Genomic DNA, 24,569 nt, shown 5'->3' with positions numbered 1-24,569 from the left:
GCGATGAACGGGGATTTGCGCGTGGCGTATCGCCCGTCACCCCCTGGCGCTCGTGACATCGTGTTCGTCCCGAACTGGTTGACAAACTGCGAGGTGGGCCCGGAGCTGCCATCCATTCAAGGGTGGGTCGACGCGATGACATCGCTCGGCCGGTTCATCCTCTTTGACCAGCCGGGTACCGGAGCGTCCGATCCTGTCACGCCAGGCGCGTTGCCGACGTTGGAGCAGTGGGCCGACAGCATCACCGCCGTGTTGGACGATCTGGGGAGTAGCGAAGCGGTTCTCGTCGCGATCGGTGGCGCGTTCTCGACTGCGACGCTGTTCGCGGCAACACATCCGTCCCGCACAACCGCATTGGTCGCACTTGAGAGCTTCGCCGGGGATCCGTTCGCCCAACGCGACGACGGACACACACGTGAGGAACTCGTTGCCGCCATGGTCGCCGTGTGGGGGACCGGGCAGTGGGAGCGCTTCATCAACCCGGACATGCCGTGGAATGAGGAAATCCGGGCAACGTGGGCCCGATTCGAACGCCTCGCGGCGAGCCCAGGGACCGTCGCACTGATGTGGCCGGTGTCGCAAACGGACGTAGGGGCACTCCTTCCCACAATCCGCGTGCCCACCCTCGTCGTCCAGCACACCAACGACCCGATCATCCCGCCCTAACAGGGCAAGTACATCACCGATCACATACCGGGCGCGAAATACGTTGAAGTGGCAGGGCGCAACGTGTTCCACTTCGTGGAACCGTGGCGCGAGTCCTTCCAGCATGTTGCAGAGTTCCTCACCGGTAAGCGGGCTGAGGTGGCCGATGATCAGGTTCTGGCTACGGTGCTGTTCACCGACATCGTGGACTCGACGCGGCGCGCAGCCGAGATGGGCGACCGCGACTGGCATGCACTGCTTGATGCTCATGACGCCGTGGTGCGGTCGCAGCTGGCCCGGTTTCGGGGCCGCGAGGTGAACACGTCAGGCGACAGCTTCCTGGCGATGTTCGACGGCCCGCAGCGAGCGATCCGCTGCGCCATGGCAATTCGTGACGCAGTGCAGGCCTTGGGCATCCAGGTGCGGGCCGGGTTGCACACCGGCGAGTGCGAGGTCCGCGGCGACAACATCGGCGGAATCGGCGTGCACATCGGTGCGCGGGTGAGCGCGTTGGCAGGACCGAACGACGTGCTGGTGTCCAGCACGCTGCGCGATCTGGTGATCGGGTCAGGACTGGAGTTCGAGGATCGCGGCGCGCACCAATTGAAGGGCGTGCCCGGTGAGTGGCGGCTGTCTGCCGTCACCTCTGTCTAAAAGCGTTGCGACGCCTCAGAAGGGCGGCGGGTCGTCGCTGTCGCTCGGTGGGGCTGGCCCGAGGTGGCTCATCGATTCGGAGCGGCGGGTCGTGCGGGCTTGGTTGTTGTGTCGACGTTCGTCGGCGACGTAACGGGCGCGGTTCTGTGCGCGTGTGCGTCGGCGCTTCGGCATCATCGCGGTGTCGCCGGTGCGGTGCGGCCGGCGCGGAACGGGGTCGAGGGCACCGGTGGGGGCACACAAACTCGGGAATAGAAAGGCGCTGCCGGGGGTGGTGATGTAGGTCTGCCCGTTGGGGGATGTCCAGATGACGCTGCCGTCGGGGAGTTGTTGGTCGCGCCAGCCCCAGAACGTTTTGAGAAGGTGATGGTGGCGGCACAGGGCTTTGAGGTTGGACGCGTGGGTGGGCCCGCCGTCGGCGTAGGGGACGGTGTGGTCGATGTCGCATCGCGTAGCGGGTTGGTCGCAGCCGGGGAATCGGCAGGTCAGGTCTCGGCAGCGGACGAAGTCGGTCAGCGTCCGCGAGGGGGTGTAGCCGGATTCCGGTGGCAAGTCGGCGGGGTGGGTCAGGGGCCGTAACTTGGCTGACCGCGCCAACTCAGCGATCAACTCGGCGGGAACGAGCGCGTCGCTGCCGATCATCGAGCCTGGCATGTGCCCCGTACCGTCAAGCGTCGCCTCGTTGGCGATGACATGGACTATTACGGGCGAGGGTGCGGGCGATGCCGCGGCGGCGCAATCTCCTTGACCGCAGCGACAACCCAGCTGATCCGCTCCCACGGCCAGCGCGCCCAGGGCATCGGCGCGGCGCTGGTTGCGGGTGCGCGGGTCGTCGACACACACGGTGGCGGCCAACGCATCGAGGCGGGCATCGATGGCGTGGGCGTCGGTAGTAATCAGGCGTCCGAACATCTCGGTCAACCCATCGGCATTGCCCCAGAACGAGACTTCGCGATCGCCGCGGCGCTCCCGGCGACGGCGCACTGCATCTTGATCGGCCCGGGTCACGATCCGGTCGACCTGTCCGCCAAGCCGACCCTGGGTGATGCCCATCCACCGGGCAACCTTGAGTGCCAGTTCGGCGTCCACGGCGGCCAGCACCCGCGTGTCGGTGATCAAGTCGGTGCGGTAGACGATCGTCTGAAACGTGCGGTAATCGATATCGCCAGCCACCAGCAGCGCGCCCACACGCGGCAGCCGCAACCGCATCGCCCGTGCGTAGTCCAGGTAGCTCTCCGCCAAGCCGCGCGTGATGCCGAGCGCTGCCACTATCTCGGCGGCGATCGCGTCATGGGTGTCGGTGCCCCAGGTCTCGCGTTCACCAAAACGTCTCAGCCACAACAGGTCCAACTCACCGATCACCGCCAACCGCTGTCCCGCGGCTCGGTTCTCTGCCCGCGCCGCCTCGCGGAGCTGCCGGATCGTTGATTCGAACATAGGCTCGATTATGACAGGCGAGTCTGACAGGAAATCTCAGTCGATTCGCATCGACACCGAGGCGATGATTGCGCGCCGGTGGCGGTAACTGCGTACGACCCGCCACCGTCTGGATGTACAGCAATCACCTGCCGATAGGACGCCACCAGCACCAGCAGTAGTGCCGTAATCAGCACCGCGATCGGCAAGGTCCAGTCCAAGGCGACGGTGCCCGCGGCCCGCGTAGCCGTCTTTGTGGTGGGCCGGGCCGCAGCGGCGACGACTTAGCGATCGCGCGTCAACGCGCATGTACATCGCGCGAAGACCAGGTGAAATCGCCTATGCCGACCTAACTCTCGGGCCGTCTACGATTCGCTGATCGAGATCGCCTGGCGCGGGCATTGCCGAACCGCCTCGAGTACCAGTTCCTCGTTCTCAGGCGTGACTTCGTCCTGCAGCACGGTCAGCGTGTCGTCATCCTCGAGCTGAAAGACCTCCGGGATGACGCCCATGCAGACTCCGTTGCTTTCGCACAGACCCCAGTCGACTTCAATCTTTTTTGTCACTCAGCCACCTCATCGCAAGACCTTCACCGGGACGTTCAGCCAGCCCGCGACATTCTGCATGGTGACCCGCTTGCAGCCATCCCATTGCAATTCGTAGCGGGGCATGAAGTCGAGCAACTTCTCCAGGGCGATCCTGCTTTCCATTCGGGCCAGCGCTGCGCCGAGGCAGCTGTGAATTCCGTACCCCAGGCCGAGGTGCTGTGCCTCGGTTTGATCGCGCTCGATGTCGAACGTGTCGGCATCGGTGAAGGCATCGGGGTCCCGGTTGGCGGCGGCGTTCATGACGAACACCGGCTTACCGGCGGGAATCGTGCCGCCGCTGACCTGTGCCTCTTTCAAGGTCCAGCGGACGTTGTATTGCACCGGGCCCTCGTAGCGCAATAACTCTTCGATGGCGCCCGGAACCTTGCTGCGGTCTTCTTTCAGCTTCTCCCATTGATCAGGGTGGCGGGCGAAGAGCACCGCCGCGCTGCCGATCAACTTGGTGACCGTCTCTGCTCCCGCGCCGCCGAGCAGCGTGGCGAAGCCGCAGATTTCGATGTCGTCGAGGCGACGCGACGTGCCGTCGTCGCGTGGAATCTCGGCGGCGATCAGCCGACTGATCATATCGTCCTGCGGGTTCTCCCGACGTTCCCCCACCAAGCTGTAGTAGTACATCGCCGTGTCGATGTTGGCCTGCATGCCGGCTTCGCTGACTTCGATTTGGCCCGGCTCCCGGCTCAAGCTGGTGTCGATCCAGTGCCGCAGCTGCTGGCGGTATTCCTCGGGCACGCCGGCCATCGTGGTGATGACTTCGACCGGGAATGGGCCGGAGAAGTCCTGCACGACGTCGAACCGCTCGGGATCGACCGCGCCCAGGTACTTGTCGATGACATCGTGGACGGTTTCGGTTTGCGATTGAATTGCCCGCGGGGTGAAGGCCTTGTTGAGCAGGCTGCGCATGTGGCGGTGGTCCGGCGGATCCATGAAGATGATCGACCTCTGCTCGGGGGTTATGCCCTTGCGCACCATCGCCAGGTCGCAACCGCGGCTTGAGGAGAAGGTCTCGAAGTCCTTGAGCGCTCCGGCCACGTCTTCGTGGCGAGTCAGCGCGTAAAAGTCCTCTTTCTCGTCGTAATACAGCGGTGCGTCCTCACGCATTCGTCGATAGATGTCGAACGGGTTGGTGAAGTACTCCGCCGAGAACGGATCGAACACGACCTTCGGCTTGGTCATTGCACCCTCCTCAAACGCCCCGTGAGCGGCGTACACCGTTACGACGGAATGCCCGACTGTAACGCTAACGGTAGACGGTTCGTCGCGTGCCGGAAAGCCCTCATCTGCGCCCCGGAATTGCGGCGTCGATGACCTCGTCGAGCGTGCCGAGGTCGCTCCCCAGTTCAGCGGCGATACTCCTGACCACCGCGATGTCTTTGCCGACGAATTCGCCTGCGGTTTCGATGAACGACGCCACCGATCCGCCCGCTGCGACGATGTCCACCACCCGGCTGGCCGCACTGCCGTGCCGAAGAGCGGCCAGCAGTGCGGATTCGTCGATTCCGAGCCGCCCCGCGAGTTCGACGGAATTGGAGAGCAACCCGATTTGGGCCGCGAAAAGCGCGTTGTTGACCAACTTCACTTTCTGGCCGGATCCCAATGGGCCGACATGCAAGATCGGGTCTCCGTAGCAGCTCAGTACCGGGCGGACGTGGGCCACCGCCTCGTCGGTGCCACCGACGAACAGTGTGAGCTCACCGGAGGCGGCGTTGTGCGGACCACCGCTGACCGGCGCGTCCACCACAATGACATCGCGTGATGCTGCGCGCTCGGCGACAGCCTTGACGGTGCGGGGGCTCCCGGTGGTGTGCAGCACCAGGGCCGAGCCGGACGGCATCGCCGCGATCAGATCGTCGGTCAGACAGATCTGGCGGACCTGCTCATCGGTGAACACGCAGACCACCACCGCGTTCGCGGCCGCGCATACCGCGGCAACTTCGCCGACCGGTTCAGCGCCCAATTCGGCTATGGCACGACGTTTCTCGTCGGAGCGTCCCAGAGCCCGGACGTCGTGACCGGCCGCGACCAGACGGGCCACCATGGGACGGCCCATCCGTCCAGCGCCGACGAATCCGATTCTCACCGTGGGTGTTCCATGAGGGACAGCGTGCCGTCGGCGGCGTCCAGCACAACCCCGCCGGCAGCGGTCACGGCGTCCGCGACGTCAGCGAGCAAGCGAACGTCCTTTTGCAGCAGTGCGCCCGCCATGCCGGCCAGCCGCTCCAAAGCGGCGGTGTCACCGCCAAGAGCGTTGAGCGCGAAGCTGTTCCCGCTGCCCCGGGAGATGACTTCGGTGAGGCGTTCGGGCGAGACGCCGAGCGCCTCGCCGAGCGCCAGCGTGGTGGCCGCCGTCCCCAGGTTGGCGGTGAACAGCAGGTTGTTCAACAGTTTGGTGGTCTGCCCGGAGCCTAGATCGCCCAGGTGCACGATCGGGTCGGCGTAGCTTGCGAATACCGGCCGACAACGTGCGACGACGTCGGCGTCACCACCGACCATCACCAGCAGACGGCCCTCCGCGACGGCGGGCGCACCGCCGCTCACCGGCGCGTCGATCACCGAGATACCGTGCGCAGCAGCCTTTTCCGCGAGATCATGGCAGGTCTTGGGATGTACGGTACTGTGCACCGCGATCACGCCGCCCGATTTGAGTCCGGCCAGCACTCCGTCTTCGCCGCCGGTGATCTCGTCGACGTCGGTGTCACTCACCACGCACAGACAGACCAGATCGCTGTCGGCTGCGAGTTCGGCCGGCGATCCGGCAACTTTGGCGGGGGTGTCGGCGAACGGCTCGAGCGAGGCCGGCCGGCGGGCCCACAGCGACGTCGCGAACCCGGCTTCGATGATGCGTTTCGCCATTGGGCCGCCCTGGCTGCCCAGACCAATGAACCCGACGCGCATCAGCCGGCCTCCAAATCAGCTTGTTCATCCGGCCGGTGAGTGTTCACGCATTCGTCCGCGAACGCGAGCACCGCCGAATGGTAGGCGCCGGCCGTGTGGCCGAGGCTGATGTTGTGGCCGGCCGCAGCTTGTTCATTGATCTGGAATCGTGTTGTGCCGGAGAACATCGACTCGATCTCGGCCTGCGCCGGTGGATCTGCCTGCCAGACCTTTTCGTGCTCCGCGACACTGAACTGCACCGGAACACGCACGGCGGGCGCGAGTGCCGGAAAGTCTTGGCGGGCCCAGTTGGACACCATCTTGTCCTCATAAGGTGGGGCACCCGGGTAAACCGTTGCACCGCTGAGTACTTCGGGCGGATACAGCTCGGTCGGATGCCAAAGCAGTTCGCGCAGTCCGGCCGGGCGGTGGTCCCGGGTGGCTGCTTTCAGGATCTCCCGCGCCGCAGGATGGTAGTGCCGCCCGGTGCCCGCCAGCTCCATGCCGATCAGATCGGTGCGCTGCCCTTCGGCAGCCATCCGCAACGCGAGTTCGCATCCGCCGGAGTGGGCCATCAGGAAAAGGCCGGCGCCGCGCGGCTTTTCGCCGAGCACACGATCTACCGCCCCGTAAGCTAACGCAATCCGTTGTTCGGGGTGGGCCACCGCCTCGGGGTAGGGCGCGGAGCTGCCATAGCCGGGCCGGTCGAGTGCCACCACGGTGTACCCGTGTGCCGCGCCGGTCCGCAGCAGCGACGACTCGGGATGGCCCGGGCAGTCGAAATACATTGCGGTGGTGCCTCCGCCGTGAATGGCTACGATCACCGCTCGCGGATCCGGCGCCTCGGCGACCAACGCCGACATCGGTACACCATCAACGATGACGAGCCTGGGCTGTGGTGCGGTCATCGGTCGGCTCGCAGCAGCAGCACGCCGCTCGGCGTCAGGCCGCCGCTGCTGACCACTCCAACGCGGGCATCGGCCACCTGCCGTTCGCCGGCCTCGCCGCGCAATTGGGTGATCGCCTCGTGCAGCAGACCCATGCCATGGGTGCGGCCGTGCGACAGCTGACCACCGTGTGTGTTCAGCGGCAGTTGGCCGTCGCGGGCGATGTTCTTGCCGCCGTCCAGGAAGTCTCGCGCCTCGCCGATGCCGCAGAATCCCAGCGCTTCAATCCAGGACAAGCAGTTCATCGTGAATCCGTCGTAGAGCTCGGCGACGTCGACGTCCGCCGGCTTCAGCGAGGTGCGTGACCACAGATGCGCGGCTTGACCCAGCACCTGAGGCTCATGGGTCAATGTGCTTTGGTCCCAATCGATCCGCTCGATGATCTGCGTGCCGACAGCGTCGACGTACACCGGCGGCTTGGCAGTGTCCTGGGCCGCGTCGACGGCCGAGATGATGACCGCGATGGCGCCATCGCAGGGTACGTCGCAGTCGTAGAGCCCGAACGGTGTGGTGATTGGCCGCGCGTGCAGATAGTCGTCCATCGTCATCGGCGATCGGTACACCGCCGTCGGGTTCAGCTCGGCATTGGCGCGCTGGTTCAACGCGATCCAGCCGAGCGTCTCCTTGGTGGTGCCGTAGCGGTGGAAGTGGCGTTGTGCGTTCTGCGCCAACGTGTGTGCCGCCGACGTGGCACCGAACGGCAGCAGCCAGTCGGCGCGGCGGCCACCGGACGGGACGATCTTGCCCTGCTTCATCTGCTCGTTGAAGGTGGCTTCCCACAACGTCCGAAAGCACAGCACGTGACGGGCCAGCCCGCCGGCGATGGCGAGCATCGCGGCGATCACCGAGCCGCCGGGGCCGAAGGTTTCGATCCCACCGTTGTGCCATGTCGGCCGGATGCCAAGCGCCGCTTCCAGTGCGGTGACGCCACCTTCGCCGAAGCCACCGAGATTGCCGCCGCCGGGATAAGTTGACAGGCCGTCGATGTCGTCGAGAGTCAGGCCGGCGTCGGCGACCGCCGCCTCGCAGGCCGCGATGGTCAGCGACAGCGGTGGCACCATCAACCGGCGGCCGATTTCCGACATGCCGATTCCGGTGAGCGCGACCTTGTCTTCGAATTTCTCTCGCGTCAGCATCGGCCGGACGAACTCGCCGAACCGCTCCGGTGCGATCTCGTCGATCGGTAGGGGAGCGGGTGCGGCGTCGTCGACCAGACGGAACAGCGGCAGCCAGACATCCTCGTCGTGCTCGAACACGACCTCCACCTGCTGGCCCAATTCGAGTTGCTCGGGGTCGCATTCGATGATGTTGGTAGTCAGCCGCACTCGCGGATCTTCAGCGATGGCGACCTGCGCGACGACGTACGGGGCGGGTAGGCCGGGCAGGCTGAAACGATGGTTGACGGTGAATCCGGCCACGGTGGCACGGCCCGAGAGCGCCCGCACGCCCAGGTTGTGCGAGCGGCAGTAGCGGCACACCGGGGCGGGCGGATGGATGAGTGCGGTGCAGTCGCCGCACTCCTGCAGACGCAGCTTTCCGTCGGCACCCGAGGTCCAGAAGAACTCGTTGTCCGTCGTGATCAACGGCAGCGGACGTCCGGTCAACGGGTGAACCCCCACTCGGCTTCGTTCGCTTCGGTTTTGAGAGTCTCGGAGGGATCGTCAGCACCGATCGACCGGTCATGCGGCGCCGCCTCGCGGTGCTCGCCCCATTCGGAGATCGCATGTACCGGGCAATCCAGCAGCGCTCGCATCACCGCGTTGCGATCACCTTCTGCGACTTCGCCGTTGCCTTCCAGCGACGCGTATCCCCAGTCGTCGAGCGAGAAGTAGTCCGGCGCGTGTTTGGCGCACAGGCCGAAACCGTCGCATATCGTGCGGTCCAGACGGATTCTCAAACCTGGCTCACCGCCTCCACCTGGTAGGGACGGTCGGCCTTGAACGTGCCGAGTTGGCATGTCTGGCAACCATTGTCGAGATGACTCTGGACGACATCGGGGAACTTCTCCAACAGGCTCGCGGCGATGTTGGTCGCGGCGTCCAGCGTCTGGCACGCCCCGCGGCCGCGAAGAACCACCGACCAACGGCGCAACCGGGCCAGATCCTCGTTGGTCGCCGCGCCATCGCGCAACGCTCCGGCCACTGCGGCCATCGCCGCGGTGCCGTTGAAGCAGGAGCCGCATTGGCCGGCGTTCTCGCGGTCGAAGTAGGCCAGCACCGACGCGGCCACGGCAAGCGGGCAGTCGTCGGTGATCACCGATACCGCACCGTTGCCCAGGCCGCTACCGAGGGCGCGCAAGGACTCGTGGTCCATCGTGGCGTCGAGCACCGAGCGGCCCAGCAAGCCGGCGAAGTACCCGCCCATCAGCACACCCTGTACTTGATCGGGCGAAACACCATGCAGAGCAAGCAGTTCGGTGAATGGCAAACCGTGGGGGATTTCGTACAGCCCCGGCCCGCGGCCGGCGCCGGTGACCGTCACCAGGAAGCTGCCTGGCGATTGCGGCGTGCCCAATGAGCGAAACTCGGCCGAACTGTGGCCCTGCAGATACGGCAGGCTAGCCAGGGTTTCCACGTTGCTCACCAGCGTGGGGAGCCCGCCGACACCCTCCTGGAACGGCCGCGGCGGCTTGTCGGTCGGCTTGGCCGGACCGCCGTTGAGCACACGCACCGCGGCCGTTTCCTCGCCGGCGACGTACCCCGGCTCGACGCTGCGCACCGCAACGGCAATGCCGTCGAAGGCACTCGGTCCAAGCTCTGCCAACGCGGCTTCCACACTGCGCGCGGACTCCGGATCGGATACATAAACGTAACTGCGGTCGGCGGCCACCATCGCCGCGGCAAGCCGCAGCCCGTCGAGAATCAGGTGCGGCCGATGCCGCAGCAACCACCGATCCTTGATCGAAGCCGGTTCACCCTCTTCACCGTTGGCCACCACGACGGCGCCGCCGGCGGCGCTCCCGTTGTCGCGCACCGCGCGCACCTTCACCGCGAGCGGGAAGCCGGCCCCGCCGCGACCGAGCAGCCCACTCGACTCGACGTCTCGCAGAAGTTCGCCGGCATCGGCGAGTGGCTGGTAGCCGCCGAGCCCCCGGTATGCAGCGAGGTCTTCGCGATCCGGACCACCTTGCTGGCTCAGCAGTCGCGGCGTGAAGCCGGGAAAGGAGCCGATCGTGACCGCCGGTGCGGCGCTGGTCTCCATCAGCTGGCTCCCGACGTCACAGTTAGGCTTGCGCACATGCGAACCGCAGTCGTGCGCGTCAATGTCGACCCAGACAACACGCTGGCGCCGCTACAACTGACAGAGGGCATGGCCGTGCTCCTCGAGCGTGTCGGCCACGTGGGTGGCGATGTCCTGGTCAAGGATCTCGGCGCAATGCCTGCCGGTCGCCGCGAGGTCGAGCTGTTGATCACCTGCGACGACGTCGACGCCGCCCAACGAGCAGCGATTGACCTGTGCGCGAAAGCCTTTGCGACCACTCCGGTTCTGGGCGTAGTCACCTTCGTCAGCAGGGGAACCGATGACGACGCGCACGGCGTTCTGTCCGGTTTCGGCCTCACCGGCGAAGTCGTCCGGACGCCCGGCAATGACGGCTTCGACATCGTCGAGGTGACGCTCCGCGAAGCCGACATCGAGCGCATCCCGGAGAGCCGGATCCACACTGCGTTGGAGGCGTCGCTGAACTGCGAAGTCCACATTCGCACGGTGTAAAGCATCAGCGCCCCAGGAACTCCAGGATCGCCGGTGCCGCCTGCACCCAGGTGTCGAACATGTTGAAGTGCTTCACCTTGCCCGCGGCGCGTGCTTCGGACGCGCGCTCCCACGCATCTTCGGGCCAGGGCGGGTCGATCAGCTTGGATCCCTTGATCAAGCAGCTGACTTCCAGCGACGTCCGTTTGGGGTGATCCATGTCATTCTCGCCACCACGAATGATCAAGGTGGGCACCTGAATTCGATCGAACATCTCGTCTTCGACACCCGGAATTGTCTGCCCCGGCTTGGAAACGAAGGCGTTCAGCCAACGCAGCATCAACTTGAGGAACTCGTCTTGATCGAAGTCGAGGAACCGCTTTTTGTTGGCCGGATTCTCGTCGATGCGCTCGCGCCATTCGGTCACCTTGGTGACACCGTCCATCCCGGTACCTCGCACCGCGAGGATGCTCGGGATGATGTAGAAGGACCCGAGCACGAAGCTGCCGTAGATCCCGCCGACGATGTTCCACACCACCAGCTTCTCGACAAGCTCCGGATAAAGCATCGTGGTCAGCATGGAATCCCTTGCGCCACCGGAGCCGCCGGCCAGAATGCACCGCCTGAAGCCCAGCTCGGTCACGAGCTTGTGCAAGGTCTCGGCACGCATGTGCGATTCGCTTTGCCCGTAGAACTGCACATCGGAAGCGCCGCAATTGGGCCGGTCCCACAGCAAAACCCGGTACCCGCCGGCAGCCAGCGCCTCAGCCAGTGGACGTAAGCCCGGAATCTCCTTGCTGAACCGGCCGCCCGGCGTCAGGGCGATGAGATCGCCTGATTCACCGAGGATTTCGTAGACGACGTTGCCACCGTTCACCTCGATAGAAGACACAGATTCTCCTGTTGGTCAGGCCTGCACCAGGACGTCGTCGCCGACGACCCGCACCGGGTAGGTCCGGATGCTCCATTCCGGCTTGACCGTGGTCGTGCCGGTCGCCAGCTCGAAACCCCATTGGTGCCAAGGGCAGTAGATGTATTCCCTGTCCCGCACCATGACCGCATCGCCGGGCGCGGTCTCGTCCACGATTGTGCGTCCTCGGGTGCGGCCCGAGCATAGCGGACCGCCTTGGTGTGGGCAGTAATTCGCGATCGCGTAGAAGGTCCCGTTGACGTTGTATACGCCGACGCCGTGCCGCCCAATCGGGACCAGTTTGTGCTTGCCCGAAGGGATCTCGTCAACTGTGGCGACAACGTGCTCGCGGCCCTGGGCCAAGCGGGACTGAGGCCGCTCGGCGATGTCTTCCGGCAACTCAGAGCACCCGGACTTGACCCTCGAGGACGGGAACCGTCTCCGGAAGGTGGTACGTCGCAATGCCGTTCTTGTACATCACCGCTTCGCGGGCGTGCTTGGGCAGGTGCTTGACCAGCCAGCGCGGGTCATCGAAGGTCCAGTGCGGGTAGTCCGAGGAGAAGAGCAAGATCTTCTCGCACTCCATCCACTCCAGCGCGCGGGTCAGCTCGGTCTTGTCCTCGGGGTAATCGAGCGGCTGCGTGGTGAATTTGATGTGGTCCTTGACGTACTCCGATGGCTTGCGCTTGATGTCGACCCACGACTTGCGCGCATCGTAGATGGCGTCCATTCGCCACATCAGCGGCAGGATCCAGCTGAATGCGTGCTCGACGAAGACGATCCGCAGCGTCGGGAAGCGGTCGAAGGTTCCGTCGAAGATCAGGCTCATCACCTGGTTGGCGGCCAGCAGCGAGTAGGTGACCATGAAGTCGTGGTTATAACTGGGATAGCCCACCGGTGGGGCCGGCAGCTCGTCGAACTGGCTGCGTGACAGGTGGCAGCTCACGGTGATGTCGTGCTTGCTCGCCGCGGCCCAGATGGGATCGTATTTCGGGTTCCCCCATGACGGCCGCGGCTCGGCCTTGATCAGGATCTGTGCCATGAAGGGGTGACCGGCCCAACGCTCGATCTCGCGCACACTGGCTTCCGGGTCCTCGATGGCGGCGCAAATCGAACCGCGCCACCGCTCGTGCCAGTTGTTGTGGCTGTCCAGCCAGTGATTGGCCTGCCAGTCGTTCAGGGCGACCGACATCGCATGCTGAGCCTCGGGGATGCGCGCCGGATACGCGGCGGGCTCGAGAATGCCGATGTCGGAACCGGCTTCCATGATCAGCTGACGGAATGCCATGTCCGGGTCGCTGCCGGGGAACTCGCCGTTTGGCGGGAACGAGTCGGTGCGCATCGCGTAGGCATGCGCGTAGTCGGGGGCGTCGTAGTAGATCTGCTCGCCCACATTGCGACTCAGAAAGTACTTGCTGCGCCACGGCTCGGGGATGTACGGGATGATCTCGCCGCGTTTGGGCGTCGGATGGACATCTGAATCGACACACCGGACTGCGATGCGTTCGGCGGCCGGAACACGCTCTCGTGAATGGGTCAGCGTCATCTCGATCTCCTCGCTCTCCCTGTTCTTTCTATTCTGCGACTAGCCGGCCGCGAGGTCGACCGAAATGTCGATCCCGTACAGGTTGGCCGCGTTGCGCCAGCACAGCTTCTCCCGCTGCGCTGCGGACAGTGCCTTGGGCAGTTTGTTGATGTCACCGCACTGCCAGTGCGGATAGCTCGAGCCGAACATCACCATGTCGTCCTTGCCGGTGAAGCCGAACCATTCACCGGCGAAGTCGGTGTCGCCGGGTCCGTCGAGGCTGCCTTGGACGAAGTAGATGTGTCCCGGCAGGTAGTCGCTCGGGATCTTGGGCGCCCACGGCGTCTGCTCGAGGTGCGGGCGGCCGAAGGTGTCCATCCGCCACATGAAGGGGGTGATGAAATCCGCGGCGCCGTCGCCCCAGACGAACTTCAGGCCGGGGAATCGTTCGAATACGCCCTCGGCGATCATGTTCATCTGGTGATACAGGTAGTTCAGCGCCATGAAGCTGACGTACTGCTCGTAGGTGAGGGTGTTGCCGGACGGGGTGGGCGGATTGGCAATTCCGGAGCCGACCTCGATGTGCGCGGCGACTGGGAGTCCCGCGTCCTCGGCGGCCTCCCACAGCGGCCAGAACTGGGGCTTGCCGTAGACCTCCCGGGACTGCAGCGGAACGCCGATCTGCACCACGCGCGGATGCGCGCGCCACTTCTCGATTTCTTTCAGTGCACCCGCGATGTCGTCGGGGTTGATCCGGATGGTGCCGCGGAATCGATCGCCGAACTGGCTGTGCTCCAGCCACTTCGACACCATCATCTCGTTGTGAGCCGCGTGCAGCGCGCTGCCCAGATGCCGGTCCGGCATAATGCCGCGCGCCATCGGATGCAGAATCGCAACGTCGACGCCGCGATTGGAAAAGAGCTCATTGCCAACGAATTCCGGATCGGAGCCCGGGTACTGACGTTCCGGCCCACGAGATTTGGGCGCGTACTCCCCGCCCGGAGCGCCGTACCAATCCATCTCGTAGTCGGGGAAGCCGCGACTCTTGAACGGTTCGCGCAAAACCGAGCGCAGTTCTTTGTTGGACGAGAAGAAGATGTGGACGCTGGCATCGATCAGCGGCGTGCGCGTCCCGTCCGGGTGCTCGATCACCTAAACCACCCTTCGCGAATCGGCTGACTGCGTCGAGGCCGTGAGCAGTCTGCTAGCTAAACTAACATCCCCGTTCACCGCTAATCAACGGGTTTCCCGTAAGCATTTCGATTATTCATCGGACCTGCTAGCGGCCACAATCAGTGCCTACCGGCGTAGTGCTGTTCTGCTTGAGCGATAATATCATTCTCGCATTTCGGAGGTGCCGACAGTGACGCCGGCGGCTCGTTCGATCGGTTTGATCGCCGACGTGAAATCCGAGTCGGCGCCCTCGTCGTTCAGCGTGGCTTCCCACACTCGCGCGACGGCTTCGGCAATCTCGACCGGTACGCCGAGCGCTTTGGCTTCGTTCAGATAAAGCCGAACGTCCTTGACCATCAGCCCGGTGGCGAAGCCGTAGTCGAATGTGCGCGGCAGGATCGCCCGCGGGAACTTGTCGCGGCTGGCGCTCGTCGCCCCCGAGCCGCTGTTGAGTACGTCGATCATCACGGCCGGGTCCAGACCCGACTTAGCGCCCATCACAACAACTTCCGATGTTGCGACCAAAACGGTGGCCGCCAGGATGTTGTTGACGAGCTTCATCGTCTGCGCCGAGCCGGGCTTCTCGCCGACGTGCATCGGCCTGCCCAACGACTCAAGTACCGGCCGCAGTGTGTCGAACTCCGAACTCGGCCCCGACACCATCATCGCGAGTGTCCCATTTTCGGCTCCGGCGACACCGCCGCTCACCGGGCTGTCGATCGCGACGATATTGCATTCGGCGAGGACGCCGTGGATCTGGACCGCGGTGGAGCTGCCGATCGTCGACAGGTCGACGTATCGGCGCACTCGGCTGCCCCCCACCACACCGGCGGCCACGTCAATCGCGGCCTGCGGCGAGGGAAGGCTCGCCATGACGGTTTCGGCGCGGTCAGCGACGTCCTTCGGCGACGACGCCGGCCGGGCGCCGAGGGCGGCCAGTTTGTCCAGCGCTTCGCTGCGGGTGTCGAACGCGGTGACGTGATGTCCTGCCTCGATCAGCCGTTGCGCCATCGGAAAGCCCATGTGGCCCAGACCGATGAACCCGATGTCCGTCATCGCCACCCATCTCCTGCGAGATTGTCACTGTGCTATTAAGAGAATAGTATTCTCACAGCACGTTGACTATCTAAGGAGTTGGCCCGGATGCTGCTGGAATTCGACGCCGATCAGCGGCTCTGGCAGGAAACCGTGCGCGACGCCGTCGGCAAACAGTGCCCGCCGGCGCTGGTCCGAGGAGTCGCCGAGGACGGGGTCAACCCGGCCCCGGTTTGGAAGTCCTACGTGGAGCACGGCTGGACCGAGATGAACGATCCCGAGACCGCGGTCGAGTTGGCCATCGTGCTCGAAGAATTGGGACGCGCCACTGATCCCACCCCGTTCCTGGCGACGATGACACAATTTGCCCCGCTGGCGTTGGACCGGTTTGACCCGCAGGCATCCGGCACCGCCGTCTACAGCGGAATAACCGCTCACCGTGACGGCGAGGAATGGGTGCTGGACGGCACCGCGCGGCACGTGCTGGACGGAGATCGCGCCGAGTGGTTGGCGGTGGTGACCGATGCCGCGGTGTTCATTGTCAACGCGGAGAAAGCGGGACAGCAGTTGTCCAGGCGGCGCAGCGCCGTGCTGGACCCCGTCCTGCACGTCGCCGACCTGACGTTCAGCGGACTGCGGGTGCCCGATGCCGCCCGCGTCAGAGTGGACACCGAGCGCGCCCATCACGTCGCCCTGATGGGCATGGCGATGACGATGGTCGGTGCGTGCCAACGCATTCTGGACCTGGTGCTCGACCACGTGCGCAGCCGCCACCAGTTCGGGGTGCCGATCGGATCGTTCCAGGCCGTGCAGCACAAGGCGGCCGATATGCACGTCGCGGTGGAGCGGGCACGAGCGCTGGCGTACTACTCGGCGCTGACTATTGCCGGCAACGATCCGCGCCGCCCGTTGGCCGCCGCGATGGCGAAAGCCGGTGCGGGCGAATGCCAGTCGCTGGTGTTCCGGCATGGCCTGCAGCTGTTCGGCGCGATGGGCTTCACGTGGGAGAACGACCTGCAATTCGCGTTGAAGCGGGCCAAAGCAGGCGAGTTGATGCTCGGCGGAACCGCTGAACATCGGGCCAGGGTCACCGAGGAGTACCGTGCAGCTCACCTTTGATCCAGACGTCGAAGCATTCCGCGAGGAGTTCGTCGCGTTCCTGGACGAACACGTGGATTCGGCAGCGGCCGAAGCGCTGGAACGGCCGAAATCGGTGTCGCACATGCCGGATTGGGCCCGTCGCTGGCAGCGCCTGCTGTTCGACAACGGGTGGCTGCTGCCCACTCAGCCGCCGGAGTTCGGCGGTCGCAATGCCACGGTTTTGCAGCAGTACGTGTATCTGGAGGAGCTCTGCAAGCGGCGGATCTATCACAGCTTCAACCCGCAGGGTGTGAATATCATTGCGGCGTCGCTTATTTCATTCGGCAGCGACGAGCAGAAGCAGCGCTGGGCGGTCCCCATCCTGCGCGCCGAGATCACCGCGTCGCTCGGGATGAGCGAGCCCAGCGCCGGTTCGGACCTGGCATCGCTGCGCACGAAAGCGGCACGTGACGGCGACCACTTCGTGGTCAACGGCCAGAAGGTGTGGACGTCGGGCGCCCATGATGCCGATGTGCTGCTGACATTCGTCCGCACCGATCCAGATGCGCCGAAGCACAAGGGAATCAGCGTGCTGCTGATTCCCACCGATACGCCCGGCGTGACGCGGCGGCCGTTCCCGGACATCTGCGGGCAGGACAACCTCGACTTCAACGAAGTGTTCTTCGAGGATGCCAAGGTGCCGACGGAGAACCTGGTCGGGCCGCTCAACGGGGGCTGGCGGGTGGCCAACGGTTCGCTTGGCCACGAGCGCACGATGATGTGGCTTGGATTCGCCGACCGGCTCGACAACGTCATCACCGACTTCAACCCGACAAATGCCCTCGAGCGCGACCATTACGCCACCGCCGTCATGGATCGTCAGGCGCTTCGCCTGCTCGGGTCGGTGGCGCTGGCTCGGGCGGCGCGCGGCGAAGAAGATGTGCCCGCGCTGTCGGTGCTCAAGCTGCTCGGCTCGGAAGCAGAGCGTCAGGCGTGCGAAAATGCTTTGTCCGCAGCGGGATCCGACGGCTTACTGCACCCGGTGCTGACCGGACCGTACGAGCCGATGAACCTCGACCACTACTTTGGCAGCTGGTTCGAGCGCTACGCCCGTAGTTTCTCCGGCACGATTGCCGGCGGCACATCGGAGATCCAGCGCAACATCATCGCCCAGCGCGTCCTGGGACTGCCCGCCCGCTGAAGATTCATTCCCGGACGAGGCCGAACGGCCAACTGTTGGTGCCGCCCGGCGCGCCACCGCAACCGGAGTCAAAGGTCGAGGTCACCGAACCGGTCAGCGTCACCGCATCCCACGTGTAGGTGTCGTGCGACGGGAGGAAGTACACCGTGCAGCGCACCCCGTCGGGCACATCGACGCTCATCGTGTACTGCCCGTTCGCCAGATGTGCAACGGAGTACCAGGGCGTTGCTTGGCCGTTGGGCCTCGGCTGGGCCTGGTCCTGGAGGCAGTCATCAGGGTGCCCAGGCTCGCATGGCCGAAGCGCCCACAGCCACGAGTGACCCGGGTCGCGTGGTGATTCCACTCGGTAGTTGCCGTACGTCATGTGGGCGTGGGCTACCGGAGCCATTACCAAGGAGGCTGCCATCAACGGAATGCTCAGCGTCAACGACTTCACGTCCTGCCCCTTCCGCTCGTTTCCTCGAGACCAGGATCGGCTGAATATATGCCGCTCCGCCACCGCGCTGCTCGTTATTGCCGAGTTCAGTCGATGACGGCGGCTTCCTTGCGTTCGGTGATCGGTAGGGCCAGTTCCTGCTCGTCGCAGATCCGCTGGAGCTTCTCCAACGTCTCGTCCAGTCCCGCGCCAAGTCGCTTGCCCGGGGTGAAGGTGGCCGGCAGGTTTCGCATCCCCTGGATGACGCCGATCGTCTCGTAGTGCACGGTGCCTTCCGGGTCGCATACGTAGTCCGGCATCCGGTCGAGCACCGCGGTGAGCATCGACTTGAACACCGTCCGCGCCACGTTGGAGCCGACACAGCGGTGGACGCCCAGTCCAAAGCTGAAGTGCCGGTTGCCCTTACGATCCATGATGATCTTATTCGGGTCGTGGAAGACCGACGGATCGCGGTTGGCCATCGCCCAGGAAATCCACAGCCGCTCGCCCTCTCTGAACTGCGTCCCTTCGAGTTCGACGTCGTCGGAGAAGGTGCGTCCATCACCGGGAGCCGGCGTGTAGTAACGCAGAAATTCTTCGGTGGCGGAGTCCAGCAGGGTTTCACGCTCGCGGCTGAGTCGCTCGCGCTCGTCGGGATGCTGCGACAGCCACTCCAGCGAATGCGCGGTCAATGCGGTGGTGGTGTCGAAGCCGCCGATGACCAGGCCGAGGTTGCCCAAGATCTCGAGGTCAGGAGCAGGCTCATCGTCGATCCGCAGCTGGATCAGCGCGTTGACGATGCCCGGTCGCGGTTTTTCCTTGATCTCGATCATGTTGTTCAGCAGATCGAGTCCCATCTGCCGGTGCATGGCGTTGACGCGCTCAAGGTCTGGGGAGTGCTCGGGTGTATACAACGCGGCATGCGTGGGCTCGCTGTACATCGACCATTTCTTCAGCGGGATGCCCAGCATCGCCAGCGTCAGCACCGCTGGCACGACGTTGGCCAGATCGTCGACGAAATCGATGCAGCCTTCTTCGATCCTCTCGTCAAGGCAGGCACGAGTCACCTCGTTAACGAACGGCACCCAGCGCTTGACCGCCGCCGGCGATAGGAAAGGGTTGAGCACGGTGCGATAGATGCGATGCTCAGGCTCATCCATCTCCAAAATGCCGCCGCGTACTCCGCTCGCCCGCTTGGCCGTGGGGATCGAAATGCCTTTGTAGCCTTGGCGTTCACCGTTAATGTCGTGATCGTTCGAGACAACCGGGCAACGGGCCAGCTCGAACACTGCCTGGCTACCGCCGGCGACCCAGTGACCTTCGTAGGTGTCGCTCCAGGCGACCGGGCACTTGGCGTGGATCTCCTCGGTGATCTTCTCGAACTGGGTTCGGTACTCCGGGGTGTGCCGGTCGAAGTGGTAGCGGTTCTTCTTCCGGTCGATGTCGTCGTCGACGCTCATGAGGTCTCCGTGACGAGAATGGCCTGCTCCGGGCAGGAATGCGCGGCTTCCCGGACGGCGTCTTCGTGTTCTGCGGCAACGTCTTCCGAGACGGCCGACGCGTGGCCTTCGATGTCGTCGAGCTCAAAGGACTCCGGCGCGATCATCGAGCACAGCGTGTGCCCCTGGCAGCGATCTGAATCAACGCGAACTTTCACAACTTTCCCTTACGTGCGGTAGTCGTACCACTTCAGGTATCCGCCGGCATCGACGCGCAGCTGCATACCTGTCACATACCTGGCCTCATCGGAAGCCAGCCACAACACTGCATTGCTGATGTCCTCCGGTTCGACGAACGGAATTTTCATCGCCTGCTGCACACCGAAAACCGGCTCGGCGTCAGCGCGAGTGGGATTCTCGAGATCTGGCCGGAACGAACGGTACATCGGTTCGCTCTGCAGCATCGGGGTGTTGGTGTTGGTCGGATGCACGACGTTGGCCCGAATGCCGAAGGCCGCAAGCTCGGTGGCCAGATCGTGAACGTAGCTGGACAACGCGCGCTTGGAGTGCACGTAGGCCATCCCGCCCGGATCCTTGCCGGGGTTGTCTTTCTTCGCGGTGTCCATCAGCGCGGCGGTGGATCCCGTGGCGATGATCGACGCGCCTTCCCGAAGATGAGGCAGCGCAACCTGAATGGCGTTGACCGTCCCGATCAGGTTGGTGTTGATTACGTCGCACCAGGCCTGCAACGGGGGCTGGCCCTTCATACCGGCCACGCCGGCCGCGGTCACCACGACGTCGAGCTTGCCGAACTCGGCAAGACCGCTGTCCAGCGCGGTTCGCAGCTCGGCGGCTTCCCGCACGTCGGCGTGCGCGATCACCACTCGCTGATTGGTCTTTTCGATCAGCCGCGCGGTCTCGTCGAGGTCTTCGGATGTGGCCATCGGGTACCCGATGGTGTCGATGTCGCGGCAGACGTCGACGGCGATGATGTCCGCGCCTTCCTCGGCCAGCCGCACAGCGTGGCAACGGCCCTGGCCGCGCGCCGCGCCCGTCACAAAGGCGACCTTCCCGGCTACCCGGCCCTGCGTCTCTCCCACGAACTCTCCTTTTGACTCTCTATCCGAAATCCGGATGACGGCTAGGTGTTTCGGCCACCATTGACGCCCAGGATCTGGCCGGTGATGTAGCCGGCATCCTCGGACACCAGGAAAGCGCAGGCTGCCGCGATGTCGTCGGGCCTGCCCATCCGGCGTACCGGTGTTGCGGCGATGGTCTTTTCGATGTCGCCGAGGTTGCCGCGTTGCTCGGCACTGCGCAACATCGGGGTGTCGATGAAACCCGGCGGCACCGCGTTGACCGTGATGCCGCTTGGCCCGTACTCCAGAGCCAGCGATTTGGTCAGCCCGTTGACGGCCGATTTGGCCGCGACGTAGTGCGACATAAAGGCAGCTCCGGAGTGGGTGCTGGATGAGGAGATGTTGACGATGCGTCCCCATCCCGCCTCCACCATGTCCGGCAGCACCGCCTGGATCATGTGGAAGACGCCGTTGAGGTTGACGTCGATCAACCGCTGCCAATCCGCGAATTCGATCTGGGCGAAGCGCTTGAACCCATCGAGCCCGGCGGCGTTGACCAGGACGGTGACCGGACCGGCCTGCTCGCGGATGCTCGACAGTGCGGCGTCGATCTGCGCGCGGTCGGTGACGTCGGCGGTGAAAGCCAGCTCCGTCTCGGGCGGTTTGAGGTCGACGGTTGCGACCCGGTAGCCATCTTTGCGGAGCCGCTCCGCGACGGCCAAGCCGATTCCGGAGCCGCCGCCGGTGACGACAGCCGTTCTCACGGTGTCACCGGGCCGGGGACCGTGTCCACCACAAAGAATCTCCCTTCCGAATATGAGAACCCTACTCTCACGTTATGGCCCCTCGCAAGACGGCTCAAAAACCACAGCTAGCCTGGGCTGATGCTGTGAATAGCGAGCACCCCAATCGACTACGAGGATGGCAGTCTCGTTTCTCCCGTTTGGTTGAATTCTCGTTGTCGGAATGTAAGATTCGCCCGGGATGAGAATGGAATTATCCAGGTGTCGAGGAGAGCGAATGCCACTGCAGGCCACCACCACCGTGGGTGACAGCCCCATGCTGGGGGTGGCCGGATGAGGCCGCTGGAGGGTATCCGCGTCCTGGAGGTCGCGATGTACGGGTTCGTCCCGTCGGCGGGCGCGGTGCTCGCCGAATGGGGTGCCGACGTGGTCAAGGTCGAGCACGCGGTGACCGGCGACCCGCAGCGTGGCCTGCGGCAGACCGGCTTGTTGCGGGTCGAGGGTGACCCCAACCCGAACATCGAGCACGCCAACCGGTGCAAGCGCAGCGTCGGACTGGATATGTCGGTGCCTGAAGGCAAGGAGCTGCTCTACGAGCTTTCCCGCCGGTCGGATGTGTTCCTGACCAGCTTCCTGCCCGGACACCGTAGGAAGTTCGGCATCGACGTAGACGACATCCGCGCGGTCAACCCGAAGATCATTTACGCCCGCGGCAGTGCCCTGGGCCCGCGCGGCGCGGAATCGGAAAAAGGCGGCTACGACATGACCGCGTTCTGGTGTCGGGCCGGAACCGCCGCCACCATCACGCCGCCGGGAACCGAAGGCATGGTCGGGCCGCCCGGGCCCGCCTACGGCGACACCATCTCCGGAACCAACCTGGCCGGCGGCATCGCGGCGGCGTTGCTCAAGCGTGAGCGCACCGGCGAACCCTCGATCGTCGACGTGTCACTGCTGGGCAGCGGACTGTGGTCGCTGGGACATACCGTCGCGCTGACCGTGCACCTCAACCAGCGCATGGAGGCCTTCCCGCCCGGGGTGCACGGGTCTCCGATCAATCCACTTGTCGGCCTGTACGCCACATCCGATGGCCGCTACATCTCCTTCGTGATGATGCAGGCCGGCAAGTTCTGGGCCGACGTGTGCCGGCACATCGACCAACCCGAACTGGCAGACGACCCGCGCTTCGACACTGACGAGAAGATCGCCGCCAACACCGCTGAAGCCGTGCAAATCCTCACTAAAGCGATTGGTACCCGCAGCCTCGCGGAGTGGAGCGAACGCTTCGCCACTCTGGCCGGCCCGTGGGCGCCGGTGCAGGACACCCTGCAGGCGGCCGGCGACGCTCAGATCCGGGCTAACGAATATGTAGTGCAGGCAGGCGAACTCGAGCTGGTAGCCAACCCGGTTCAGTTCGATGTTGCCGCACCCGTGTCGGGACCTGCCCCGGGCTTCGCCGAGCAGACCGACGAGATCTTGTTGGAGCTCGGATTGGACTGGGACCGCATCATCGAGCTCAAAACTATCGGTGCCGTCACTTAATTCGGAGGTCTCTCGGTTGTCAATTTTCACTCCCGCCGCACACGGCATGGGTCATAATCGCCGGACGCTTCCAAAAGTGGGGTCCGCCCGGCCCGTATTGCTCGGGTGCGCCAACTCAGGCGTACGAGACGGAGGAACTGGCGTGGGAACGGTAGAGACCGATGGCGACTAAGGGGGCGGAGCGCTGGTCCACCGGGATCAGCATGCCGAACGGTCTCTCCGGTGCCATGCAAGCCGTCGGTGGCCTGTTCGCGATGGGCGCCGACGCAATCAAGTTCGCGTTCCGCAGACCGTTTCAGGGTCGAGAGTTCTTGGAACAGTCCTGGTTTATCGCGCGCGTTGCCTTGGCTCCAACCTTTCTGGTGGCCATTCCGTTCACCGTCTTGATCAGCTTCATTCTCAACATTCTGTTGCGGGAATTGGGTGCTGCGGACCTCAGCGGCGCCGGTGCGGCTTTCGGCGCGGTCACCCAGGTCGGCCCGTTGGTGACGGTGTTGATCGTGGCCGGCGCCGGCGCGACGGCGATGTGTGCGGACCTCGGCTCACGAACCATCCGTGAAGAGATCGACGCGATGGAGGTGCTGGGCATCAACCCGGTCCAGCGTCTGGTGACGCCCCGGATGCTCGCCGCTGGGCTGGTCGCGCTATTGCTCAACAGTCTGGTCGTCATCATCGGAATCGTTGGCGGCTACGTGTTCTCGGTCTTCGTGCAAGACGTCAACCCCGGCGCATTCGCCGCAGGGATCACCTTGCTGACCGGGGTGCCCGAGGTGATCATTTCGTGCGTCAAGGCATCACTGTTCGGCATCATTGCCGGCTTGGTGGCGTGTTATCGAGGACTGACGGTCTCTGGCGGGGGCGCCAAGGCGGTTGGCAACGCCGTTAACGAGACCGTTGTCTACGCGTTCATGGCGCTATTCGTTGTCAATGTGGTCGTTACGGCGATCGGCATCCGATTCACGACGAAGTGATGGGGGAGATGCCGTGACGGTGAAGACACTGAGGGCCACGTATCCGCGGGCGTTTCGGGCATTCGGGGTGTGGCGCAGGCCCGTGGGTACTCTCGCCTCGGTTGGCGACCACACAGTGTTCTACGGGAAGGCGTTGGCCGGGATACCCTTCGCGGTTACCCGCTACCGGCGAGAGATCATCCGTCTTGTCGCCGAAATCAGCATGGGCGCAGGAACATTGGCGATGATCGGGGGAACCGTCGTCATCGTCGGGTTCTTGACGCTGGCCGCCGGTGGCACGCTCGCGGTGCAGGGCTACAGCTCGCTGGGCAATATCGGCATCGAGGCGCTCACCGGGTTCTTGGCGGCCTTCATCAACGTCCGTATCGCGGCGCCGGTGGTGGCGGGAATCGGTTTGGCGGCCACCTTCGGCGCCGGGGTGACTGCGCAATTGGGCGCCATGCGGATCAGCGAAGAAATCGATGCATTGGAAGCGATGGCGATCCGGCCGATCTCGTATCTCGTCAGCACCAGGATCGTGGCCGGCATGCTGGCGATCACCCCGCTGTACAGCATTGCCGTCATACTGTCTTTCCTGGCAAGCCAATTCACCACCGTGGTGTTGTTCGGCCAGTCGGGTGGCCTGTAC

General features: G+C 64.6%; 25 protein-coding genes and 1 pseudogene. 7 read left to right on the top strand and 19 right to left on the bottom strand.

From position 1 onward, the window contains the following. Positions 1 to 1,299 (top strand): annotated as a pseudogene (locus WAO18_RS02215) (adenylate/guanylate cyclase domain-containing protein); the annotation flags it as partial. Between the two features lie 15 nt (positions 1,300 to 1,314). On the opposite strand, the gene WAO18_RS02210 reads toward WAO18_RS02215, so the two are convergent. The 9 genes from WAO18_RS02210 to WAO18_RS02170 all read right to left on the bottom strand — a co-directional run bounded on the left by WAO18_RS02210 (position 1,315) and on the right by WAO18_RS02170 (position 10,342). Further along, on the bottom strand, positions 1,315 to 2,748 hold the full coding sequence (locus WAO18_RS02210) for an HNH endonuclease signature motif containing protein (RefSeq protein ID WP_422203505.1): 1,434 nt from the start codon (positions 2,746 to 2,748) through the stop codon (positions 1,315 to 1,317). A 332-nt stretch (positions 2,749 to 3,080) separates the two neighbouring features. Beyond that, entirely contained in the window at positions 3,081 to 3,281 is a 201-nt protein-coding gene (locus WAO18_RS02205) for a ferredoxin (RefSeq protein ID WP_422203500.1), read from the bottom strand. 9 nt (positions 3,282 to 3,290) lie between these two features. After that, complete coding sequence (locus WAO18_RS02200; RefSeq protein ID WP_422203498.1) at positions 3,291 to 4,496, bottom strand: cytochrome P450; 1,206 nt, start codon at positions 4,494 to 4,496, stop codon at positions 3,291 to 3,293. A 100-nt stretch (positions 4,497 to 4,596) separates the two neighbouring features. After that, the gene (locus WAO18_RS02195; protein WP_422203497.1) at positions 4,597 to 5,400 is read right to left on the bottom strand and encodes an NAD(P)-dependent oxidoreductase; all 804 of its coding nucleotides are present in this window, start codon (positions 5,398 to 5,400) and stop codon (positions 4,597 to 4,599) included. After that, positions 5,397 to 6,215, bottom strand: coding sequence for an NAD(P)-dependent oxidoreductase (locus WAO18_RS02190; RefSeq protein WP_422203496.1), 819 nt, complete (start codon positions 6,213 to 6,215; stop codon positions 5,397 to 5,399). Before WAO18_RS02190 ends, WAO18_RS02195 begins: the two co-directional genes overlap by 4 nt. Continuing rightward, complete coding sequence (locus WAO18_RS02185; protein ID WP_422203494.1) at positions 6,215 to 7,102, bottom strand: alpha/beta hydrolase; 888 nt, start codon at positions 7,100 to 7,102, stop codon at positions 6,215 to 6,217. Before WAO18_RS02185 ends, WAO18_RS02190 begins: the two co-directional genes overlap by 1 nt. After that, positions 7,099 to 8,745 (bottom strand): thiolase C-terminal domain-containing protein, encoded by a 1,647-nt coding sequence (locus WAO18_RS02180; RefSeq protein ID WP_422203492.1) that lies wholly within the window; start codon positions 8,743 to 8,745, stop codon positions 7,099 to 7,101. Before WAO18_RS02180 ends, WAO18_RS02185 begins: the two co-directional genes overlap by 4 nt. Next, a complete protein-coding gene (locus WAO18_RS02175) occupies positions 8,742 to 9,038 on the bottom strand; it encodes a ferredoxin (protein WP_422203491.1) in 297 nt (98 codons plus the stop codon). The genes WAO18_RS02180 and WAO18_RS02175 overlap by 4 nt, the downstream gene beginning before the upstream one ends. Continuing rightward, positions 9,035 to 10,342 carry an NADH-ubiquinone oxidoreductase-F iron-sulfur binding region domain-containing protein gene (locus WAO18_RS02170; RefSeq protein WP_422203489.1) on the bottom strand — a complete coding sequence of 436 codons (1,308 nt, stop codon included), beginning with the start codon at positions 10,340 to 10,342 and terminating at the stop codon, positions 9,035 to 9,037. Before WAO18_RS02170 ends, WAO18_RS02175 begins: the two co-directional genes overlap by 4 nt. Before the next feature lie 36 nt (positions 10,343 to 10,378). On the opposite strand from WAO18_RS02170, the gene WAO18_RS02165 reads away from it, so the two are divergent. Beyond that, positions 10,379 to 10,852 carry a hypothetical protein gene (locus tag WAO18_RS02165; protein WP_422203487.1) on the top strand — a complete coding sequence of 158 codons (474 nt, stop codon included), beginning with the start codon at positions 10,379 to 10,381 and terminating at the stop codon, positions 10,850 to 10,852. A gap of 4 nt (positions 10,853 to 10,856) precedes the next feature. Here WAO18_RS02165 and WAO18_RS02160 read toward each other — a convergent pair whose 3' ends face one another. The 5 genes from WAO18_RS02160 to WAO18_RS02140 form a co-directional block, all read right to left on the bottom strand. After that, positions 10,857 to 11,723 carry an alpha/beta fold hydrolase gene (locus tag WAO18_RS02160; protein WP_422203486.1) on the bottom strand — a complete coding sequence of 289 codons (867 nt, stop codon included), beginning with the start codon at positions 11,721 to 11,723 and terminating at the stop codon, positions 10,857 to 10,859. 15 nt (positions 11,724 to 11,738) lie between these two features. Further along, on the bottom strand, positions 11,739 to 12,140 hold the full coding sequence (locus tag WAO18_RS02155) for a Rieske (2Fe-2S) protein (protein ID WP_422203484.1): 402 nt from the start codon (positions 12,138 to 12,140) through the stop codon (positions 11,739 to 11,741). A 1-nt stretch (position 12,141) separates the two neighbouring features. Next, positions 12,142 to 13,287 (bottom strand): amidohydrolase family protein, encoded by a 1,146-nt coding sequence (locus tag WAO18_RS02150; RefSeq protein WP_422203482.1) that lies wholly within the window; start codon positions 13,285 to 13,287, stop codon positions 12,142 to 12,144. 39 nt (positions 13,288 to 13,326) lie between these two features. Next, positions 13,327 to 14,418 (bottom strand): amidohydrolase family protein, encoded by a 1,092-nt coding sequence (locus WAO18_RS02145; protein WP_422203481.1) that lies wholly within the window; start codon positions 14,416 to 14,418, stop codon positions 13,327 to 13,329. Positions 14,419 to 14,601: 183 nt separating this feature from the next. Then, positions 14,602 to 15,495: an NAD(P)-dependent oxidoreductase gene (locus WAO18_RS02140; RefSeq protein WP_422203479.1), complete on the bottom strand. Its 894-nt coding sequence runs from the start codon at positions 15,493 to 15,495 to the stop codon at positions 14,602 to 14,604. A gap of 87 nt (positions 15,496 to 15,582) precedes the next feature. Between WAO18_RS02140 and WAO18_RS02135 the strand changes: the two genes are divergently transcribed. Together WAO18_RS02135 and WAO18_RS02130 are read left to right on the top strand one after the other, a co-directional pair. After that, a complete protein-coding gene (locus WAO18_RS02135; protein WP_422203477.1) occupies positions 15,583 to 16,593 on the top strand; it encodes an acyl-CoA dehydrogenase family protein in 1,011 nt (336 codons plus the stop codon). After that, on the top strand, positions 16,577 to 17,755 hold the full coding sequence (locus WAO18_RS02130) for an acyl-CoA dehydrogenase family protein (RefSeq protein WP_422203476.1): 1,179 nt from the start codon (positions 16,577 to 16,579) through the stop codon (positions 17,753 to 17,755). Before WAO18_RS02135 ends, WAO18_RS02130 begins: the two co-directional genes overlap by 17 nt. Before the next feature lie 4 nt (positions 17,756 to 17,759). Here the strand turns inward: WAO18_RS02130 and WAO18_RS02125 are convergent, their stop codons facing one another. The 5 genes from WAO18_RS02125 to WAO18_RS02105 all read right to left on the bottom strand — a co-directional run bounded on the left by WAO18_RS02125 (position 17,760) and on the right by WAO18_RS02105 (position 21,452). Further along, entirely contained in the window at positions 17,760 to 18,161 is a 402-nt protein-coding gene (locus tag WAO18_RS02125) for a hypothetical protein (RefSeq protein ID WP_422203503.1), read from the bottom strand. A gap of 116 nt (positions 18,162 to 18,277) precedes the next feature. Then, complete coding sequence (locus WAO18_RS02120) at positions 18,278 to 19,630, bottom strand: cytochrome P450 (RefSeq protein ID WP_422203474.1); 1,353 nt, start codon at positions 19,628 to 19,630, stop codon at positions 18,278 to 18,280. Then, positions 19,627 to 19,827, bottom strand: coding sequence for a ferredoxin (locus tag WAO18_RS02115; protein WP_422203472.1), 201 nt, complete (start codon positions 19,825 to 19,827; stop codon positions 19,627 to 19,629). Before WAO18_RS02115 ends, WAO18_RS02120 begins: the two co-directional genes overlap by 4 nt. A 9-nt stretch (positions 19,828 to 19,836) precedes the next feature. After that, complete coding sequence (locus tag WAO18_RS02110) at positions 19,837 to 20,709, bottom strand: mycofactocin-coupled SDR family oxidoreductase (RefSeq protein ID WP_422203471.1); 873 nt, start codon at positions 20,707 to 20,709, stop codon at positions 19,837 to 19,839. A 41-nt stretch (positions 20,710 to 20,750) separates the two neighbouring features. Next, a complete protein-coding gene (locus tag WAO18_RS02105; RefSeq protein WP_422203469.1) occupies positions 20,751 to 21,452 on the bottom strand; it encodes an SDR family NAD(P)-dependent oxidoreductase in 702 nt (233 codons plus the stop codon). Positions 21,453 to 21,764: 312 nt separating this feature from the next. Between WAO18_RS02105 and WAO18_RS02100 the strand changes: the two genes are divergently transcribed. From WAO18_RS02100 to WAO18_RS02090, 3 genes are all read left to right on the top strand, one after another. Then, entirely contained in the window at positions 21,765 to 22,970 is a 1,206-nt protein-coding gene (locus WAO18_RS02100) for a CaiB/BaiF CoA transferase family protein (protein ID WP_422203467.1), read from the top strand. A gap of 161 nt (positions 22,971 to 23,131) precedes the next feature. Next, positions 23,132 to 23,941: an MlaE family ABC transporter permease gene (locus WAO18_RS02095; protein ID WP_422203466.1), complete on the top strand. Its 810-nt coding sequence runs from the start codon at positions 23,132 to 23,134 to the stop codon at positions 23,939 to 23,941. Between the two features lie 19 nt (positions 23,942 to 23,960). Further along, positions 23,961 to 24,569 (top strand): MlaE family ABC transporter permease (locus WAO18_RS02090; RefSeq protein ID WP_422203501.1); only part of this gene is annotated, 609 nt, incomplete at its 3' end.

Origin of the sequence: Mycobacterium sp., from assembly GCF_049278535.1 — a bacterium.
Lineage (GTDB): Bacteria > Actinomycetota > Actinomycetes > Mycobacteriales > Mycobacteriaceae > Mycobacterium.
The sequence above is the reverse complement of the archived record's forward strand: the minus strand, read 5'-3'. Positions and strand labels throughout refer to the sequence as shown.

Coding starts and splice junctions, on each gene's coding strand:
- WAO18_RS02200 (WP_422203498.1), bottom strand. CDS start 4,496: ATGACCAAGCCGAAGGTCGTGTTCGATCCGTTCTCGGCGGAGTACTTC.
- WAO18_RS02190 (WP_422203496.1), bottom strand. CDS start 6,215: ATGCGCGTCGGGTTCATTGGTCTGGGCAGCCAGGGCGGCCCAATGGCG.
- WAO18_RS02185 (WP_422203494.1), bottom strand. CDS start 7,102: ATGACCGCACCACAGCCCAGGCTCGTCATCGTTGATGGTGTACCGATG.
- WAO18_RS02170 (WP_422203489.1), bottom strand. CDS start 10,342: ATGGAGACCAGCGCCGCACCGGCGGTCACGATCGGCTCCTTTCCCGGC.
- WAO18_RS02165 (WP_422203487.1), top strand. CDS start 10,379: ATGCGAACCGCAGTCGTGCGCGTCAATGTCGACCCAGACAACACGCTG.
- WAO18_RS02150 (WP_422203482.1), bottom strand. CDS start 13,287: ATGACGCTGACCCATTCACGAGAGCGTGTTCCGGCCGCCGAACGCATC.
- WAO18_RS02140 (WP_422203479.1), bottom strand. CDS start 15,495: ATGACGGACATCGGGTTCATCGGTCTGGGCCACATGGGCTTTCCGATG.
- WAO18_RS02135 (WP_422203477.1), top strand. CDS start 15,583: ATGCTGCTGGAATTCGACGCCGATCAGCGGCTCTGGCAGGAAACCGTG.
- WAO18_RS02125 (WP_422203503.1), bottom strand. CDS start 18,161: ATGGCAGCCTCCTTGGTAATGGCTCCGGTAGCCCACGCCCACATGACG.
- WAO18_RS02120 (WP_422203474.1), bottom strand. CDS start 19,630: ATGAGCGTCGACGACGACATCGACCGGAAGAAGAACCGCTACCACTTC.
- WAO18_RS02100 (WP_422203467.1), top strand. CDS start 21,765: ATGAGGCCGCTGGAGGGTATCCGCGTCCTGGAGGTCGCGATGTACGGG.
- WAO18_RS02095 (WP_422203466.1), top strand. CDS start 23,132: ATGGCGACTAAGGGGGCGGAGCGCTGGTCCACCGGGATCAGCATGCCG.